This window comes from Streptomyces sp. NPDC017225 (assembly GCF_044331465.1).
In the GTDB taxonomy this organism is placed as follows: domain Bacteria; phylum Actinomycetota; class Actinomycetes; order Streptomycetales; family Streptomycetaceae; genus Streptomyces.
In genome coordinates, this window is the sequence record NZ_JBIRNE010000004.1 from 116666 (window position 1) to 132472 (window position 15807).

The following is a 15807-nucleotide window of genomic DNA, read 5'->3' on the forward strand; positions in this document are numbered from 1 at the left end:
CACCCGCGGGGGCGCCGTGCCGCGCCCCGCCATGCCCGAAAGCTCTATGTGTTTAGCCAGAGGACCCCCGTATGTCCCCTATATCCCTCCAGCTCGCCGCCTCCGCCCCGGCCCAGACCCCGCCCCACACCGGCGGCCTGCTCCACCTGATCGACGGCACGGCGGGCCTGCTGACCGTCGCCGCGATCGGCATCGCACTCCTGCTCTTCCTGATCATCAAGGTCCGGCTCCAGCCGTTCGTCGCGCTGCTCGCCGTCTCCATAGCCGTCGGCCTGCTCGCCGGCCTGTCGGTCACCGAACTCTTCGGCACCGTCCAGAAGTCCGACGCCGTCTCCACCATCGAGTCAGGCATGGGCGGCATCCTCGGACACGTCGCCATCATCATCGGGCTGGGCACCATGCTCGGCGCCATCCTCGAGGTCAGCGGCGGCGCCCAGGTACTCGCCTCCCGGCTGCTGGGCCTCTTCGGTGAGAAGCGCGCACCCCTCGCCATGGGCCTGACCGGCCTGATCTTCGGCGTCCCGGTCTTCTTCGACGTGGGCATCTTCGTCCTCGCGCCCATCGTCTACGCCGCCGCCAAGCGCTCCGGCAAGTCGGTCCTGCTCTACTGCCTGCCGTTGCTCGCCGGCCTGTCGATGACCCACGCCTTCCTGCCGCCGCACCCCGGCCCGGTGGCCGCCGCCGGTCTGCTGAAGGTGGACCTCGGCTGGGTGATCCTCATGGGCATCGTCTGCGGCATCCCGGCCGTGCTCGCCGCCTGGGCGTTCTCCGCCTGGATCGGCCGCCGCATCTTCGTGCCCGTGCCGCAGGACATGGTCGAGGCGGCCGAGGAGGCCAAGCAGGCCGTCATCGACGAGCAGAGCAGGGCCGGCGTCGCCCCGACCGAGAGCCCGGTCGCGCTCGGCACGGTCCTCGGCATCATCGGCACCCCGCTGATCCTCATCCTCGCCGCGACCTTCTCCTCCATCGCCCTGGACGAGTCCACCCTCCGCTCGGTGATCGAGTTCTTCGGCAACCCCTTCGTGGCCCTGACCATCGCCCTGTTCCTCGCCTACTACCTGCTCGGCATCCGGCGCGGCTGGTCCCGCAAGTCCCTGGAGACCGTCTCGACGGCCTCTCTGAAGCCGGTCGGCAACATCCTGCTGGTGGTCGGCGCGGGCGGTGTCTTCGGCGCCGTCCTCAGCGCCAGCGGCGTCGCCCAGGCCCTCTCCGACACCTTCAACGACGTCGGCCTGCCGGTGATCGTCCTCTCCTACCTGATCTCCCTGGTGCTGCGGGTCGCCCAGGGCTCGGCGACGGTGGCCATCGTGACGACGGCGGGCATCGTGGCACCGCTGCTGGCCGAGGGCGACCACTCCCAGGCGTTCGTCGCCCTGGTCATCATGGCCATCTCGGCGGGCTCGATCTTCGCCTCGCACGTCAACGACGGCGGCTTCTGGATGGTCGCCAAGTACTTCGGCATCAGCGAACGGGACACGCTGAAGACGTGGACCGTGCTGGAGAGCGTGCTGTCGCTGGCCGGGTTCGTGGTCGCCGCGGTGCTGAGCCTCTTCGTGTAGGCGTCTGATAACGAAGTTGGGGCTGGCTGTGCCCGGCACGGGTTCGTCGACCATACTGCCCGCTGTGGAGCAGCGCAGAGGATCGACCAGCCAGCCCCTGGAAGGCGCCGGGTTCGACCCGGCATTCATCCCCGGGCTCAGCTCGCCCGTGTCCGGCGAACCGGAGGACGTGAGACCGGCGAAACCGGAGGCCGAGGCCGACGACGTCACCGACGCGGAGGATGCCGCTGTCGGCGAGACGCCCGTCGAGGAGCCCGCCGGGAAGACCGGGGAACCGGACGACGAGGAGGCCCCCGCCGGCCCCGTCTTCGAGGCGTCCGACCGCCGCGCGAAGATCGTCGCCGACCGCAAGGGCGTACGGCTCGCCCTCGACGACCAGAGCTGCGAGTTCCGCTGGGACGAGGTCGGGGCCGTCGAGACGGAGACGGGACGCTTCGGCAAGCGGTTCACCGTCACGGTGCACACGCCCGACCGCCGCTGGTACCCGATCGAGATCGAGGCGACGTCCAGGAGCCGCTTCCCGGAATGGGAGGCGGCCCTCGACGAGGTCCTGGACGCGTACTTCGACGACGGCGAGGACGACGGCGAGGCGGAACCCGACGCGCGGGGCGATGCCGGTACCGAGGCGGAGACCGACGCCGGGACCGACGCCGAGATGGACGCCGAGACGGACGCCGGGACCGACGCGAAAGACGACGCGGAGGCTGACGCGAAGACCGACGCGAAGACCGACGCGGGCGGCAAGGAGTAAGCACATCGAGTGAAGATCCGTGCGCGCCCTCTTGTCCCGTCGGCGACCATGGGCTTGGTTGACCCGCATGGCGGACACCACGGGCAACATCGCAGACACCGGCGGTCCGGGCGCGGCCGACCAGGCCCCCCGTAAGTCCAGTTGGCGCTACATCGGGCCCGGCATCGTCGTCGCGGCGACCGGGGTCGGCGCCGGCGACCTGGTCGCCACCCTGATCGCCGGCAGCAACTTCGGCTACACCCTGCTGTGGGCGGCGATCATTGGCTGCCTGGTGAAGATCTCCCTCGCGGAGGCGTGCGGCCGGTGGCATCTCGCCACCGGCCGCACGCTGTTCGACGGCTGGGCGAGCCTCGGCCGCTGGACGACGTGGTTCTTCGCGTCCTACGCCGTGATCTGGGGCTTCGTCTACGGCGCGGCGGCGATGTCGTCCAGCGCCCTGCCGCTGCAGGCCCTCTTCCCGGACGTGATGGGCCTCGAGCGGTGGGGCATCGCGTGCGGCCTGGTGGGTCTGGTCTTCGTCTGGTTCAACCAGTACAACGTCTTCGAGAAGGTCATGACGGTCCTGGTGGGCGTCATGTTCGTGGTGACCGTCTACCTGGCGATCCGCGTCACCCCCAACCTCGGCGACGCCTTCGCCGGCCTCCTCCCCGTCATCCCGGACGAGAAGGACTCGGTCCTCAACACCCTCGGCCTGATCGGCGGCGTGGGCGGCACCATCACGCTGGCCGCCTACGGCTACTGGGTCAACGCCAAGGGATGGACGCACACGGGCTGGATGAAGGTCATGCGCGTCGACAACCGGGTCGCGTACGCCACGACCGGCGTCTTCGTCATCGCCATGCTCCTGGTCGGCGCCGAGCTGCTCCACTCGGCGAACATCGCGATCGCGAGCGGCGACAAGGGCATGATCCAGCTCGGCGACATCCTGGAGGACGAGTACGGCACGGTGACCGGCAAGCTCTTCCTGATCGGCTTCTTCGCCACCTCCTTCACCTCCCTGATCGGCGTCTGGCACGGCGTCAGCCTGATGTTCGCCGACTTCCTGGCCCGACGGCGGGGCGAGCGGGAGGCGCGGGCCACGGAGCTGGCGTCGGGCCGCCGCGAACGCTCCTGGTCCTTCCGCGCCTACCTGCTCTGGCTCACCTTCCCGCCCATGATCCTGCTCTTCCAGGACGAGCCCTTCCGTCTGATCATCATCTACGGCGTCCTGGGCGCCGCCTTCATGCCCTTCCTCGCCCTCACCCTGATCTGGCTCCTCAACTCCACCCGCACACCCCGCGAGTGGCGCAACGGCTGGCTGAGCAACGGCATGCTCGCCGTCGCGGGCCTGCTGTTCCTGGTGCTGTGCGTGAAGCAGGTCTGGGACCAGGACTGGGCGGAGTTCTTCTAGTGTCCTGTGCCAGTAGTTGATCGTTAGTAGTTGCGCGACTTCTGCTGCTGGCGCGTCAGTTCCTCGTCGGGGCCCGAAACTGGAGCCGTTGCTGCTGTCTGAGGGCGAGCGGGCGGCGTTGGAGCGGTGGTCGCGCCGGGCGACGTCGGCCCAGGCGTCGAGGACCTGGTAGAGGGTCAGGCCGGTGTGTGGACTTTTGGGTCGGGCCGCCTGAGAGTGAGGAAGGCCTGGGCGGTGGTGACGAGGGTGACGTGGTGGTGCCGGCCGCGCCAGGTGCGGCCCTCGAAGTGGTCCAGGCTGAGGCCGTGCTTGAGTTCGCGGTAGTCGTGCTCGATCCGCCAGCGCATCTTCGCCCACCGCACCAGGTCGGCGACCGGAGTCGAAGCGGGCAGGTTCGATATCCAGTAGTCCGTCGGAGCGTCCTGGCCGTCCGGCCATTCGACCAGCAGGGTCTGGGTGGGCAGGTCTCCGTTCCAGTGGTTGCGGCCGCCACCTGCCTCCTGGGCGGCGGCCAGGGACTGCTTGCCCGCGGGTCGCACGGTCAGCACCGCGAACCTCGAGGTCATCGCGCCTTTGCTGCCTGGACCGACTTCCGCCGGCCATCGAGCATCAGGCCCCGCAGACAACACGCACTCCACCGCCGCTGATCCCGACGCGGCAACGACCCGAACACATCGGCAACGAACTCCGCCAACTCACCCCGGAGCCGTTCCACCTCCCCAAACTTCACCCTGGGAGGCTGCCCACAGCCAGCCGAGATCACTCAACGTAACGAAGCACTGCGAAGCACTACTAGTCCTCGTCCATGTTGAAGCTCAGCAGCGCGGCGCTCTGTTGCTTCTTTTTCTTCTTCTTCTTGGCCGGCTGCTCCACGACCGACTCGGACTGGGGAGGTGCCGCGGCCTGCCGCTTGCGTCCGGCGCCGGACGTGAACGGTACGTACTCGTCCTCTTCCGGCTCCTCGGTGAGGTGCCCGAAGTACTCCTGGAGGTGCTCAGGGACGTTGCGCTTGAGCATGTTGTCCCAGCTCTGCCGGTCCGCCCCGTGGGGCGGCCGGGGGCCGAATTTGAATTCCCTTTCGATGAGGTTCTTGCGGGCCGCGAGGTCCAACTCCTTGATGGCGTCCTCGACGCCGAACACCTTCGTGACCGCGCCCGCCGGGATCGTCCCCTTGATGAGCACCTCGCGGTCGTTCTTGGCCATGGAGGCGATGTTCTGGTTCTCCGCCAGGTTCGTCTGGTCGAAGACGGCAGGGTCGGCGAGGTTCACCAGCCGGACGCTGGAACCGAGTTTGCTCACGTCGATCTCGATCACCGGCGCCCAGTTCTTCACAGCGCGTGGCTTCTCGGCGACATCCATGTTCTCGGCAGGGCCGGCCATGAAGTTGTACCGGGCATAGTGGGTGGACGCCGCCTGGTCGGGGCTGAAGGAGATGTACTGCGTGCCGTAGTTGTCTCCGGCCACGTGGTGGGCCACGGTGAACGTCGCGTTGGCGTCGACGGGTTCGATGTCCTTCGCCTCGGGCCACTGCTTGAGGGCCTGATAGACCCTTGTCACCTCCGCGTGGGACGAGAGCCCCGCGCCCAGGTCACCGTCGGCCTTGGCCATGATCGTGGACTTGTCCTCGCTGCGCTTGGCCTGCGAGGTGATCCGGATCGCCCGGTACAGCTTGGTCGGGCCACCGCTCTTCGCGTACTCGGCCACGGTCTGCTCGTACGGTTGGTGCGACTGCGTCGCGCTCTGCTGCCCGCCCTCGTCCGGTACCCGCTGGATCATCCGCGTGGCCGCAGCGTTCCCCGCCGTACGCTGGATCGCAGCCACCATACCCGGGCTCACCGCCCCCTTGGAGCGCGGGTCGAGCGCCGCCGGAACAGGGCCGGGCACTGCCGTGCCGCGATCCGCCCTGGCCGGTGTGCGGATGGCCCGACGCTCTGTCGTGCTCGTGTCGTCGTGGGGGCGCATGCAAAATCTTCCTGGGCAGGGATGCGGTACGGCACCTCCTTGTTACCTTCGGCAGTCGGGCTGCCACCAGGTACGGAAGGTCAGGAAATCCGGCCCGAAGGGGCGGAGTCCGCTGCATTCTCGGCCCCTCCGGCACGCGAGGAGCGGGGCCCGGTTCCGGGAAGGGGCGGGACCGGGGAAGGAAGCAAAGCCCGACCCTCCACCGGGACGGCCCCGCCGCACGCCCCGCCTAACCTCGCTCGACGGACTCCGTGAAGTCCAGCACGACCCGAACTCTTCGGGCAGGTCCATCCACGGGGTGCCGGTGCGGTACTTGAACGCGATCGCGTCGATCACCTGCCGGTGATCCCGCCACCGCCCACCCCGCCGCGGCGCCCGATCCGGCAGCAACGGCTCGACCTTCGCCCACTGAGCATCAGTCAACGACACACCAGAACAACGATCAGATGATCCGAAAGAAGCGCCCTAGAACTAGGCCCGAACGGACCGTTCCGCTACCGCAGCTTCTCCCACTCCGGGCTCAGCGCGATCTCCCGCAGCTGGTCGATGGTCAGCGCGGGGTTCTCGCGGGTGGGCCGGGCATGCGCGGCGTCGTTGTTGAACGCGCCGATCACCACGCGGAAGCCGTCGTCGCCGGGCCGCATGGTGTCGACGGTCCACATGAGGACCCCGGCGACGCGGTCGTCGCCGGGCCCCTGCCGTACGGCGACGCGGGTGCCGTCGGGGAGGGTCTCGCCGGAGCCGTAGAGCTGGTCGGCGACGTCGTCCATGCCGTGCTGAACGTTGACCTGGACGAGGCTCCCACCGCTGCCGTCGTCGACGACGACGTAGCGGAACTCGCTGTCCTGGCCGCCCTGCCCGACCACGTCCAGCTTCTCGGGGAGCAGCCCGGCGAGGATCTCGGAGATGCTCTCGCCGGAGGTCTCCGGCGGCGTGTGCTCCGGTGTGGCGGACCCGGACGGCTTCGGCTCGACCGGCATGGCGTCCACCGCCCGGCGCCACACGTCCGCCGTGACGACCTCCTTGAGCTGCGCGGTCGACAACGGCGGGTCCTCCCGAGAGATCGGGGCGCCCTTCTGGGCGGGGGAGTTCCACTCGCTCAGGGAGACGTGCTGCCCCGTGCTCGTGACGAGGTCGGCGGACCAGAGCTTGGTGTCGACGCGCCGGTCGGGATACTCGTAGCCCTGGAAGAGCTTGAGCCACGAGCCGTCGGGCAGCCGGCTGGAGTCGCACGCGTCGTGCGGTGTGAACGTCTTGTCCGGACACTCCGTCAGCTGCCGGGCCCGCTCACCGCCGGGCTCGACCCGGCCGAGGCCCATGCTGAGCGCGGCCGCGCCCTCCCCGTCGTCGTACACGGCATACGCGTACGGGCCCTGCTTCTCGTCGGAGCCCCGGGCGTCCTCCTCGCTGAACTCCCCCGCGGGAAGCAGTTCCTTGAGCGACTGGAGAAGAGTGTCTCCGGACACGGGGGGCGGGGCGGCCGAGGCGGACGGGCGGGAGGTCGCCTCGGAGGCCACGGTGGAACGCTCGGGGCTGGAGGCATCCCCCGACGGCAGGAGCAGCGCCCCGCCCACCCCGACCAGGGCGACCCCGGCCACCCCTCCGAGCACCCCGGCCCGGCGCCGCGTCACCGCCCGGCGCCCACGGGACCGCCCACCGGCGACGAGGGCCGCGCCGTCGGCCCGGAAGTCACCGCCGGTGTCGCGCAGGGCGGCGGTGAGCCGTTCCTCGAAGGGGTCCTGGTGCTGGTTTTCGGGCATGACGAGCCACCCTTTCGGCTTGGTGAGAGCTGTGAGAGCTGTGAGAGCTGTGAGAGCTGTGAGAGCTGCGTGCTGTGCGTGCTGTGAGAGCTGTGTGCGGGACGAGGCAGGTATGTGGATCCGACGAGAGGCGGGTGGGGCCGTCAGGGTCTGGCGTACTCCGCGAGGTCCTCGCCCAGCAGCTCGCGCAGCTTGCCGAGCGCCCGGGAGCACCGTGTCCGTACGGCCGCCGAGCTGACGTTCAGCACGTCGGCGGTCTGCTCGACCGAGCGGTCCTCCCAGTACCGCAGGACGATGACGGCCCGGTCCTTGGCGGGCAGCCGGGCGAGCGCGGCCAGCAGGGTCAGCCTCAGCGGCGCGTCCCCGTCGCCGGCGCCCGGCAGGTCGGGGAACACGTCCGTCGCCCGCTCACGGCTGCTGCGCCGCCGCTGATGGGCGAGGAAGGCCCGGGTGAGCACGGTCTGCGCGTACGCGGCGGGGTTCCCCACCCGGGACACCCGCCCCCATCGCACGTACAGCCGCCCGAAGGTCTCCTGCACGAGATCCTCGGCCAGATGCGTGTCCCCTGCGGTGAGCAGACACGCGGACCGGTACAGGTGCCCGGCCCGCGCCGCCGCGAACTCGGCGTACTCGTCCGCCCGTCCCTGCCTCATCTACGTGTTCCCCCGAGCTCGCCGTGGTTCTGTACTGCCTTCACCTCATTGATGCGGTGGGCCCCGGGAAATGTTTCACGCGGGCGTCACAACAGGTGGTCGGCCTTGCCCGCCTTGATGTCGAGGATCATGCGGCGCAGGGCCTCCCGGCTGTCGGTGAGGGGGGCGTCCTCCTCACCGGCTATGGCGATGTAGGCGTTGCCGGTGGTGTCGGTACCGAGGCGGAAGCAGGAGTTTCCCTCGCCGCAGAAGGGTGCTTCCCAGGTGATGTCGCTGCTCATCGGGCGTCTCCTCAAAGTTCGTTGGCAATGGCGTGAATGAAGTCGCGTGAGGGCTCTGACGAGAGGGCGATGCGCTCCATCCAGTCCAAGTGGGCACGGTACTTCGCCAACTGGGACTCGGCATGAAGGAAATCCGGCCCGTGCGAGCTGTCGACCTGCACGGTGTCCAGTTGGGGCACGGGCCCGGACGCGTATAGCACGGTCTGTCCGGCACCGGGGAAGGCTCCGGCGGCAAAGGGAATGACCAGGACGGTCACGCTGTCCTGGTCCGATCTCTCCAGGACGTGACGCGACCGTGCGCCTCTCCGCGTCCTGGCCCGCGTCTGCCGCGCCTGCGACGGCGCCTGGGGATTCGGTGAGGCGAGGGAACCGGGCGGCGGCACGCGCATGTGGGCGACCCTGCCGAGGGTGGGCGCGGTGGCGTACGGGGCGCCTTGACGTGTGCGTCAGCGCGGCGGTACGCGGAGATCACATTTCGTACGCGGTACGGGTGAATGGGCCCTTTGTTGAGTTCGAGACAAGTGGCGGATCTTCTACGTTCTGTGGGTGGACCCCAGGACCGGCAGAAGGGCCCTGCGGGCTGGAACCGGCGAAAGGCACGCCTGGATGGCGGGGTTGGGGAGCGCGGTGGTGCGGATGGTGGCCCTCGGGCCGTCCGTCGGTTGCTGCGCGGTGGCGGTCTCGCTGGTGCTCCGCACGTGGTGGACGAGCGGACGGGTACGGACGAGGCTTTGGCTGTTCGGGGGCGCGGCGGCCGCCGGCAGTTTGTACCGGGTGGTGGCCGACGTGCTCAAGGCCCATCCACCGGAACCGGGACGGGACGAGCAGTCGCTGCTGGAGTTGGTCGTGGTCGTCGGAGCGGCACTGGCGGTCGGCCTGGGGACGGCCGGTCTGGTGGTCGCGGCCGACGCGGGTACCGGACGGCCCGCGTTGCTGCGGCGTGTGCTCGACGGGATCGTCGCGGCCGGGGCCCTGTTCATGACGGGTTGGGTGCTGCTGAGCGGGACCGGTGGCGGCTGGCTGCCTGGGGAGGGGATGGTGGTGTTCCTGTGGGCTGTCGAGCTGGTGTTCCTCAGCTTTCTGCTGGCCCTGTGCCGTCTCGTACGCAGTGACCGGAGAGCGACCTTGTGGTCGGGGATCGTCGGGCTGTCCTTCATGCTGGTCGGTGACACCCTGCAGCTGTGGGCCGTCGGCCCGCAGGGAGCCGGGGTGCCGGACGGTCAGGTGGCCGACGGTTGCAAGACCGTGGGGCTTGTGGTGATCGCCACCGGGCCGTGGTTGCCCGGCGGGGCGAGCGTCCTGGGCATGGCCCGGCCGGCGCTGCGATGGGGGATGGAGGGTACGGCGGCTTTCGTTCCTCTGACGGTCTGCACGGTCATGGCGCTGGGACACGTGCTGGCCCCCGCCGCCCGTGATCCGGTGCCGCTGCTGGTCGGCGGGACGGTCCTGGTGAGCCTCTGGGTGCGCCAGAGATTCCTGCCGAGCGAGAACCTGGGAAGGGGCGACTGAGCCACGTGCGGCTGTTCCCCCCACCGCCGTCGCGGTAGGGGGAACAGCCGCACTGGCCAGCCGCACTGTCCAGCCGGGCCGGCCGGGCGAGCCGGGCCGGCCGGACTGACCGGACTGGCCGGCCGGGGCTACGGGAGCGCGTGTACGTGCGCTCCCACCGAGTTCGACCATGCGTTGCCCGCCGTCGCGTCCCAGTTGGTGGACCAGGTCATCGCGCCCCGCAGGTCGGGGTACGTCTTCGACGGCTTGAAGGAGCCGCAGTTCGTGCCCTTGGTCAGGCAGTCCAGGGCGTTGTTGACCACGGACGGGGAGACGTAGCCGCCGCCCGCCGCACGGGTGGAGGCGGGCAGTCCCAGGCCGACCTGGGACGGGTCGAGGCCGTTCTCCAGCTGGATGCAGGCCAGGGCGGTGAGGAAGTCGACCGTGCCCTGCGCGTACACCTTGCCGTCGCAGCCGAGCATCGTGCCGCTGTTGTAGTACTGCATGTTGACGACCGTGAGGATGTCCTTCACGTTCAGCGCCGTCCGGAAGTACGAACCCGACGTCGACTGCATGTCGATGGTCTGCGGGGCCATCGTCAGGATCATGTCCGGGCCCGCCTTCGCCGACAGGGCGCGCAGGGCCTGCGTCATGTAGGTCGCGTTGAGGCCGTTCTCCAGGTCGATGTCGACGCCGTCGAAGCCGTACTCGCCCATGAGCGCGTGGACGGAGTTCGCGAAGTTGGTCGCGGAGGCGGAGTCGTTCACCGTGATGGTGCCCTTCTCACCGCCGATCGAGATGATGACCTTCTTCCCGGCCGCCTGCTTGGCGCGGACGTCAGCCTTGAACTGGTCGACCGTGTAGCCGTCCAGGCCGGCCGTGTCGAGGTTGAAGGTGACGGCGCCGGGCGTGCTCGTCGCGTCCGCGAAGGACACGGCGATGATGTCGTACTGGGCGGAGACGTCCGAGATCCTCTGGACCGCCGCCCCGTTGTCGAAGTTCTGCCAGTAGCCGGTCACGGCGTGCTTGGGCAGGTCGCCGCCGCCCCCGCCGCCCCCGCCGTCCGCCGTCCGGGCCGAGACGGCCGCCGACTTGGCGGACTCGCCGGCCGCGTTCGTCGCCGTGACCTGGAAGGAGTACGAGGTCGCGGCCGCGAGGCCGGTCACGGTAGCCGACGTGCCGGTCACCGCCGTCACCTTCGTACCGTCGCGGTAGATGTTGTAGCCGGTGGCGCCCGAGACCGTGTCCCAGGTGAGCGAGGCCGAGGAGGAGGTCGTACCGGAGACGTTCAGACCTGCGGGTACGGACGGGACCGTGGGCTCGGGTCCGCCGTCGTCACCGCCCCCGCCGTCCGGGCCGAAGACGGACAGGTCGTCGGCGTAGTAGGCCGACTGGCCGTACCAGCCGTGCGTGTAGACCGTCACCGAACTCGTCGAGGAGCCCGTCGTGAACGTCGTCGACAGCTGCTTCCACGAGGTGGAGCCAGGGGTCCAGGTCGACACGTCCGTCGTGCCCGTGCCCGTCACGCCCAGGTAGGAGTACCCGCCCTGGACCCAGGCGCTGAGCGTGTACGTCGATCCGGGCTTCACCTTGACCGTCTGGGCGCACCGGGCGTTGTCCTGCCCGTTCGGCGTCGCCTTCAGCGCGGCGGAGCCGGCGTGTGCCGGGGAGGAGACGGTCGTACCGCTGTCGGCGGAGCAGGTCCAGTCGCTCAGGCCGGCCTCGAAGCCGGCGTTCCTCGCGTTGTTGACGTCCGCGGCGGACGCCTGGCCGACGGCCGTGACCGAGAGGGCGAGCGCGGCGGTGACGGCTCCCGCCCAGAACTTCATCCGTCTGCCGATACGTCTGTGTACGGGCTCCATGGGGGCCTCCGGGTGAGGGAGTGGGGGGCGTTGACGTACAAGGTGGTCCAGACCAATTGAGGTGTCAAGAGGTAGGTACGGACCAACAGGTGGAGGGAGACCGCGAATTCACGGATGGTCCTGCTGCCCGTGCACGCAGCACCTATCGTTGCTCCCGGTAACCAGGCGCAGGGGGGGACGGATGCACAGCGACGGCAGCGCGGGGGGCGGCTCGGAGTACTCGGGCATGCTGATCGCCCACCGCTACCGGCTGGAGAAGCTACTGGGCCGCGGCGGAATGGGAGTGGTCTACGAGGCTCTCGACACCCGCCTCGACCGGAAGGTGGCCGTGAAGGGGCTCCGGCATCCCGACGCGACCCCCGTCACGCACGCGCAGTGGGTGAGCCGGGCACGCCGTGAGGCACAGGCCATCGCCAGGATCGAGCACCAGAACGTGGTCGCCGTCCACGACGTGATCGAGGAGGGCGGCCAGGTCTGGATCGTGATGGAGCTGCTCAACTCGCGCTCCCTGGCCGACCTGCTGAAGGACCAGCGGCAGCTCGCGGTGCCGCACGCGGCGCGCATCGGCCTCCAGGTGCTGCACGGGCTCACCGCCGTGCACCGGGCCGGGGTGGTCCACCGCGACGTGAAACCCCACAACATCCTGTTCCGGCCCGACGGACGGGCTCTCCTCATGGACTTCGGGATCGCCACGTTCGAGGGGGCCGCGCAGGTCACCCGGACGCGCGAGATCATCGGCACGGCGCAGTACCTCGCGCCCGAACTGCTCAGCGGCGCCCGGGACCAGCCGCGCGCCGCCACCGCCGCGTCGGACCTGTGGGCCCTCGGCGTCACGCTCTACGAGATGGTGGAGGGCCGACGCCCCTTCGAGGGGCTGACCGACCTCGAAGTGCTCGTCGCCGTGCGGGAGGCGCCCGTACCGCCCACGAGGTACGCCGGGCCGCTCGCCGTGCTCGTCGACGCGCTGCTGTGCAAGGACCCGGCGAAGCGCCCGGACGCCGCCGAGGCGGAGCAGTTGCTGTCCGCCGTCACCCTGGACTCCCTCGTCCTCGACACGCAGCCGGGCCCGAGTCCGCCCGCGGCGCCGGTGCCACCGGATCCCCCACCCGGCCGGGCGCCGACCGCCGGACCTCCCGAGCCGGCCGGACGCGGGCGCCCGGCCCGGTGGAGGATTCCCGTCGCAGGATTCTGCGCGGCCCTGCTCGCCGCCGGCGCCTGGTTCGTGTGGGGGCAGCAGGGCGGCTCCGGGGAGCGGGACGAGCCCGTCTCGGGCGGGCCGGGGACAGAGAAGACGTACAAGGACACGGACAAGGACGGCACACTCGTCGTCGGCGTCAAGGCCGATCAGCCCGGACTCGGCGTCAAGAAGGGCGACGACTTCGACGGGTTCGAACCCGCCCTCGCGGCGAGGATCGCCGGCCTCATGGGGTACGAGGAGCGGAACGTCGAATTCGTGCGGGTGACGACCGCCGATCGTTCCGACCACCTGGTCGGTGACGCGGTGGACATCGTCGTCGCCACGTACACCATCGACGAGGAGCGGAGCAGGAAAGAGGGGGTGGAACTCCTCGGCCCGTACTACATCCCGTTCACGGCGCTGCTGGTGAAGAACACCCGGTACGGCTCCCTCGACGAACTGCAGGACTCGGAGAACTCCGTGGTCTGCACCACCCGGGACTCCGTGTACGGCGACGTCCTGAAGAAGTACGGGCTCACTCCGAAGAAGAACCCCCCCGACACCTTCGAGAAGTGCATCGAATACCTCAAGGACTCGGGGAACACCATGGACGCGGTGGCCACGGACGACGCCATCGCCAACGGCTACGTGAGTGAGAACCCCGACTGGAAGACCCTCCTGCTCGATCTCGACACACGAGGGTGGGGCATCGGCGTCAAGAAGACCGAGGGCGAGGACAACCGGCTCCTCAAAAGGGATGTGTGCCGTGCCCTTTCCGAGATCATGGAGGAGTCCGCCGACGGGAAGTCGGTCTACAGAACCCTCTACGACGACCACCTGAAGGACATCCAGAAGAACCGCAGCACCCCCGGCCCGCCGCGACTGAAGCACTGCGCCGGCTACCTGTAGGGCCGGACACCGGCCGCACCGAGGCCGGCCCCCACCCGGCGAAAGTTCAACCTGCCCCGTTTTGACGCACCTTGTGCAACACAAGTTGTTCCAGAGCTACAGAAAGGCTGTTCTCCGGTCACAGAGGCGTGGATACAGTGCTCACGTAGTCACGCAGTGAAGTCGTCCGGGTGGGCCGGAGTAACACCGGTGCACCGGCGGGCATGGGGAGACGGGGAGCCGCGTGTGCCAACTGCCATCGCCGTGACCGGTGCCGACATGGCACTGCCGCCGCAGGACGAACGGACGCTGCCCGCGGTCGTGCTCCAGGACGTCGGCCGGCGTCCCCTCGACCACGTGCTGGCCGAGCTGCACGCGCTGGTCGACCAGCACGGGCACGTGATCGTCGTGTGCTCGCAGGACCTCCCGACGAGTGTGGAACGCCGGCTGCACACCGTCCGCGCCCTCCTGGAGACCGACCGGATCGCTCTGTTCCGGCCGCCCCTGCCGCCCCTCGGACTCGCCGTGCTGGCCCGCCAGTTACGGCAGCTCGCCTCCTGCGACCTCAGCCCCGGCGTCCTCGCCTCGGCCGGCCGGCTGCTCACCCACTACATCCACACCGGCGCGCTGCTCGGCTCCGTCGCCCGGCTCGACCACGTCCCCGTGGGCCTGAAGTCGCACGCCAGGTCCTGGATGCCGGGCAGCCAGTTCGGCGTCGTGACCCATCCCGTGCCGCAGCTGGTGCGGATCGGTCCCGAAGCCGCCCTCGACGGGCCCGAGTTCGGTACCAGCCTGCTGGTCGCCAAGGGCCAGCTCCCGTCCGACTGGGTCACCGGCACCCTCGCCCCGTCCTGGAAGGTACAGGGGCTGCGCGAGACGCCCCTGCCCGCCGAGTCCCCCGGCTGGTGGGGGACCGGACGCCTGACCGAGTTCTGCGCCTACCTGCCCGACCTGTCGGTCCTCTACCAACTGGTCACCTCGGTACGGCGGAGCACCTGCCACTGGTGCGGCATCGACGTCATCGGCGACCGCTGCGTGTTCTGCTCCGCCACGCCACCGGTCTACGACGCGACACCGGCCGCGCACGGCTCCGGCGGCGAGGCCGCCCGCCCCGACCGCCGCGCCGCCGCTCTCGGCCACCGCCGTGAGAGACGAGCGCTCACCGGGTAGGCCCGTCCCGCGTCCGTACCGCGCTCCCGTCCCGCGCCGCTCCCGTCCAGCCGGCCGTCCAGCCAGGCAGCCAGCCCGTCCGTCAGGTCTCCTGTCCGTCAGTCCGCCCGCCATCCGATCCGGTTCGACCGATTCCCCAATGAGGTTGCACGGTTCATGAACTCCCGTCAGCGCCGAGGCATCATCCTGCTGATCCTGTCGGTCCTCTGCGCCCTCGGCGCGTTCGCCGGCGTGCTGTCCGTCATCAACGACGTGAAGTCGAAGGTCGGGCCCGAGGTCACCGCGTACCGGCTCAAGGCGAACGTGGAGCCCTACACGGCCCTCGGCGCGGAGCAGTTCGAGGAGATCGAGATGCCCGAGCGCTGGCTGTCGGAGAACGCCGTCACCGATCTCGGCCAGGTCCGCGGCAAGATCGCGGTGACGACGCTGAAGAAGGGCTCGTTGCTGCAGAGCGACATGATCGTCGACCAGCCCGCCCTGCAGCTCGGGCAGCAGGAGGTCGCCATCATGATCGACGCGGCGACCGGCGTAGCCGGCAAGATCACGCCGGGCTCCACGGTCAACGTGTACGCCACCTTCGAGGGCGAGCGTGAGGGTGACCCCGCTCAGTCCAAGATCATCGTAACCAACGCCAAGGTCATCGATGTCGGCGACCTCACCCCGCTGAAGCCCGACGAGAACAGCCGCGACCGGGAACCCACCGACGCCGTCCCCATCACCTTCGCACTGTCCACCATCGACGCCCAGCGCATCACCTACGCCGAGTCGTTCGCCCAGCGGGTCCGGCTCGCGCTGGTGGCGCCCGGCAGCGACACCCCGGTCCCGGACAAGGACCGGACGTACGAACTCGCGAAGGACAAGTGAGA

General features: G+C 69.7%; 14 protein-coding genes and 3 pseudogenes. 8 read left to right on the plus strand and 9 right to left on the minus strand.

The features are described 5' to 3' along the window. Nucleotides 1-71 precede the first annotated feature (71 nt). The 3 genes from ACH4NX_RS11200 to ACH4NX_RS11210 all read left to right on the plus strand — a co-directional run bounded on the left by ACH4NX_RS11200 (nt 72) and on the right by ACH4NX_RS11210 (nt 3700). Nucleotides 72-1559 carry a GntP family permease gene (locus tag ACH4NX_RS11200; RefSeq protein WP_398127905.1) on the plus strand — a complete coding sequence of 496 codons (1488 nt, stop codon included), beginning with the start codon at nt 72-74 and terminating at the stop codon, nt 1557-1559. Between the two features lie 64 nt (nt 1560-1623). After that, a complete protein-coding gene (locus ACH4NX_RS11205; protein WP_398127904.1) occupies nt 1624-2310 on the plus strand; it encodes a hypothetical protein in 687 nt (228 codons plus the stop codon). Between the two features lie 67 nt (nt 2311-2377). Further along, a complete protein-coding gene (locus tag ACH4NX_RS11210) occupies nt 2378-3700 on the plus strand; it encodes an Nramp family divalent metal transporter (protein ID WP_398127903.1) in 1323 nt (440 codons plus the stop codon). Nucleotides 3701-3876: 176 nt separating this feature from the next. Here ACH4NX_RS11210 and ACH4NX_RS11215 read toward each other — a convergent pair. The 8 genes and pseudogenes from ACH4NX_RS11215 to ACH4NX_RS11250 all read right to left on the minus strand — a co-directional run. After that, nucleotides 3877-4281, minus strand: a pseudogene (locus ACH4NX_RS11215) (transposase); the annotation flags it as partial. Beyond that, entirely contained in the window at nt 4263-4463 is a 201-nt protein-coding gene (locus ACH4NX_RS11220) for a transposase (RefSeq protein WP_398153356.1), read from the minus strand. The gene ACH4NX_RS11220 and the pseudogene ACH4NX_RS11215, both read right to left, overlap by 19 nt. 29 nt (nt 4464-4492) lie before the next feature. Then, nucleotides 4493-5524 (minus strand): hypothetical protein, encoded by a 1032-nt coding sequence (locus tag ACH4NX_RS11225; protein WP_351397374.1) that lies wholly within the window; start codon nt 5522-5524, stop codon nt 4493-4495. Between the two features lie 180 nt (nt 5525-5704). After that, nucleotides 5705-6091 (minus strand): transposase, encoded by a 387-nt coding sequence (locus tag ACH4NX_RS11230; protein WP_351397371.1) that lies wholly within the window; start codon nt 6089-6091, stop codon nt 5705-5707. Nucleotides 6092-6156: 65 nt separating this feature from the next. Beyond that, nucleotides 6157-7422 (minus strand): hypothetical protein, encoded by a 1266-nt coding sequence (locus ACH4NX_RS11235; protein ID WP_398127902.1) that lies wholly within the window; start codon nt 7420-7422, stop codon nt 6157-6159. Nucleotides 7423-7565: 143 nt separating this feature from the next. Then, a complete protein-coding gene (locus ACH4NX_RS11240; RefSeq protein WP_279560083.1) occupies nt 7566-8075 on the minus strand; it encodes a SigE family RNA polymerase sigma factor in 510 nt (169 codons plus the stop codon). Between the two features lie 86 nt (nt 8076-8161). Beyond that, complete coding sequence (locus ACH4NX_RS11245) at nt 8162-8356, minus strand: hypothetical protein (RefSeq protein WP_361733842.1); 195 nt, start codon at nt 8354-8356, stop codon at nt 8162-8164. Nucleotides 8357-8367: 11 nt separating this feature from the next. Beyond that, a pseudogene (locus ACH4NX_RS11250) lies at nt 8368-8640 on the minus strand (Scr1 family TA system antitoxin-like transcriptional regulator); the annotation flags it as partial. Between the two features lie 4 nt (nt 8641-8644). Between ACH4NX_RS11250 and ACH4NX_RS11255 the strand changes: the two are divergent. Then, nucleotides 8645-8794: pseudogene (locus ACH4NX_RS11255) on the plus strand (ATP-binding protein); the annotation flags it as partial. 168 nt (nt 8795-8962) lie between these two features. Continuing rightward, nucleotides 8963-9865, plus strand: coding sequence for a hypothetical protein (locus ACH4NX_RS11260; protein WP_398127901.1), 903 nt, complete (start codon nt 8963-8965; stop codon nt 9863-9865). 128 nt (nt 9866-9993) lie between these two features. Here ACH4NX_RS11260 and ACH4NX_RS11265 read toward each other — a convergent pair whose 3' ends face one another. Beyond that, nucleotides 9994-11706, minus strand: a complete 1713-nt coding sequence (locus tag ACH4NX_RS11265; protein ID WP_398127900.1) for a chitinase — start codon at nt 11704-11706, stop codon at nt 9994-9996. Nucleotides 11707-11887: 181 nt separating this feature from the next. On the opposite strand from ACH4NX_RS11265, the gene ACH4NX_RS11270 reads away from it, so the two are divergent. The 3 genes from ACH4NX_RS11270 (at nt 11888) to cpaB (ending at nt 15805) form a co-directional block, all read left to right on the plus strand. Then, the gene (locus tag ACH4NX_RS11270; protein WP_398127899.1) at nt 11888-13792 is read left to right on the plus strand and encodes a serine/threonine-protein kinase; all 1905 of its coding nucleotides are present in this window, start codon (nt 11888-11890) and stop codon (nt 13790-13792) included. Between the two features lie 258 nt (nt 13793-14050). Further along, nucleotides 14051-14941 carry a hypothetical protein gene (locus ACH4NX_RS11275; RefSeq protein WP_398127957.1) on the plus strand — a complete coding sequence of 297 codons (891 nt, stop codon included), beginning with the start codon at nt 14051-14053 and terminating at the stop codon, nt 14939-14941. Nucleotides 14942-15097: 156 nt separating this feature from the next. Further along, entirely contained in the window at nt 15098-15805 is a 708-nt protein-coding gene (gene cpaB, locus ACH4NX_RS11280; protein ID WP_398127898.1) for a Flp pilus assembly protein CpaB, read from the plus strand. Nucleotides 15806-15807 lie beyond the last annotated feature (2 nt).

Excerpts from the sequence above, each read along its gene's own strand:
- ACH4NX_RS11200 (WP_398127905.1), top strand. The coding sequence starts at position 72 with ATGTCCCCTATATCCCTCCAGCTCGCCGCCTCCGCCCCGGCCCAGACC.
- ACH4NX_RS11210 (WP_398127903.1), top strand. The coding sequence starts at position 2,378 with ATGGCGGACACCACGGGCAACATCGCAGACACCGGCGGTCCGGGCGCG.
- ACH4NX_RS11225 (WP_351397374.1), bottom strand. The coding sequence starts at position 5,524 with ATGGTGGCTGCGATCCAGCGTACGGCGGGGAACGCTGCGGCCACGCGG.
- ACH4NX_RS11235 (WP_398127902.1), bottom strand. The coding sequence starts at position 7,422 with ATGCCCGAAAACCAGCACCAGGACCCCTTCGAGGAACGGCTCACCGCC.
- ACH4NX_RS11240 (WP_279560083.1), bottom strand. The coding sequence starts at position 8,075 with ATGAGGCAGGGACGGGCGGACGAGTACGCCGAGTTCGCGGCGGCGCGG.
- ACH4NX_RS11245 (WP_361733842.1), bottom strand. The coding sequence starts at position 8,356 with ATGAGCAGCGACATCACCTGGGAAGCACCCTTCTGCGGCGAGGGAAAC.
- ACH4NX_RS11260 (WP_398127901.1), top strand. The coding sequence starts at position 8,963 with ATGGCGGGGTTGGGGAGCGCGGTGGTGCGGATGGTGGCCCTCGGGCCG.
- ACH4NX_RS11265 (WP_398127900.1), bottom strand. The coding sequence starts at position 11,706 with ATGGAGCCCGTACACAGACGTATCGGCAGACGGATGAAGTTCTGGGCG.
- ACH4NX_RS11270 (WP_398127899.1), top strand. The coding sequence starts at position 11,888 with ATGCACAGCGACGGCAGCGCGGGGGGCGGCTCGGAGTACTCGGGCATG.
- ACH4NX_RS11275 (WP_398127957.1), top strand. The coding sequence starts at position 14,051 with ATGGCACTGCCGCCGCAGGACGAACGGACGCTGCCCGCGGTCGTGCTC.
- cpaB (WP_398127898.1), top strand. The coding sequence starts at position 15,098 with ATGAACTCCCGTCAGCGCCGAGGCATCATCCTGCTGATCCTGTCGGTC.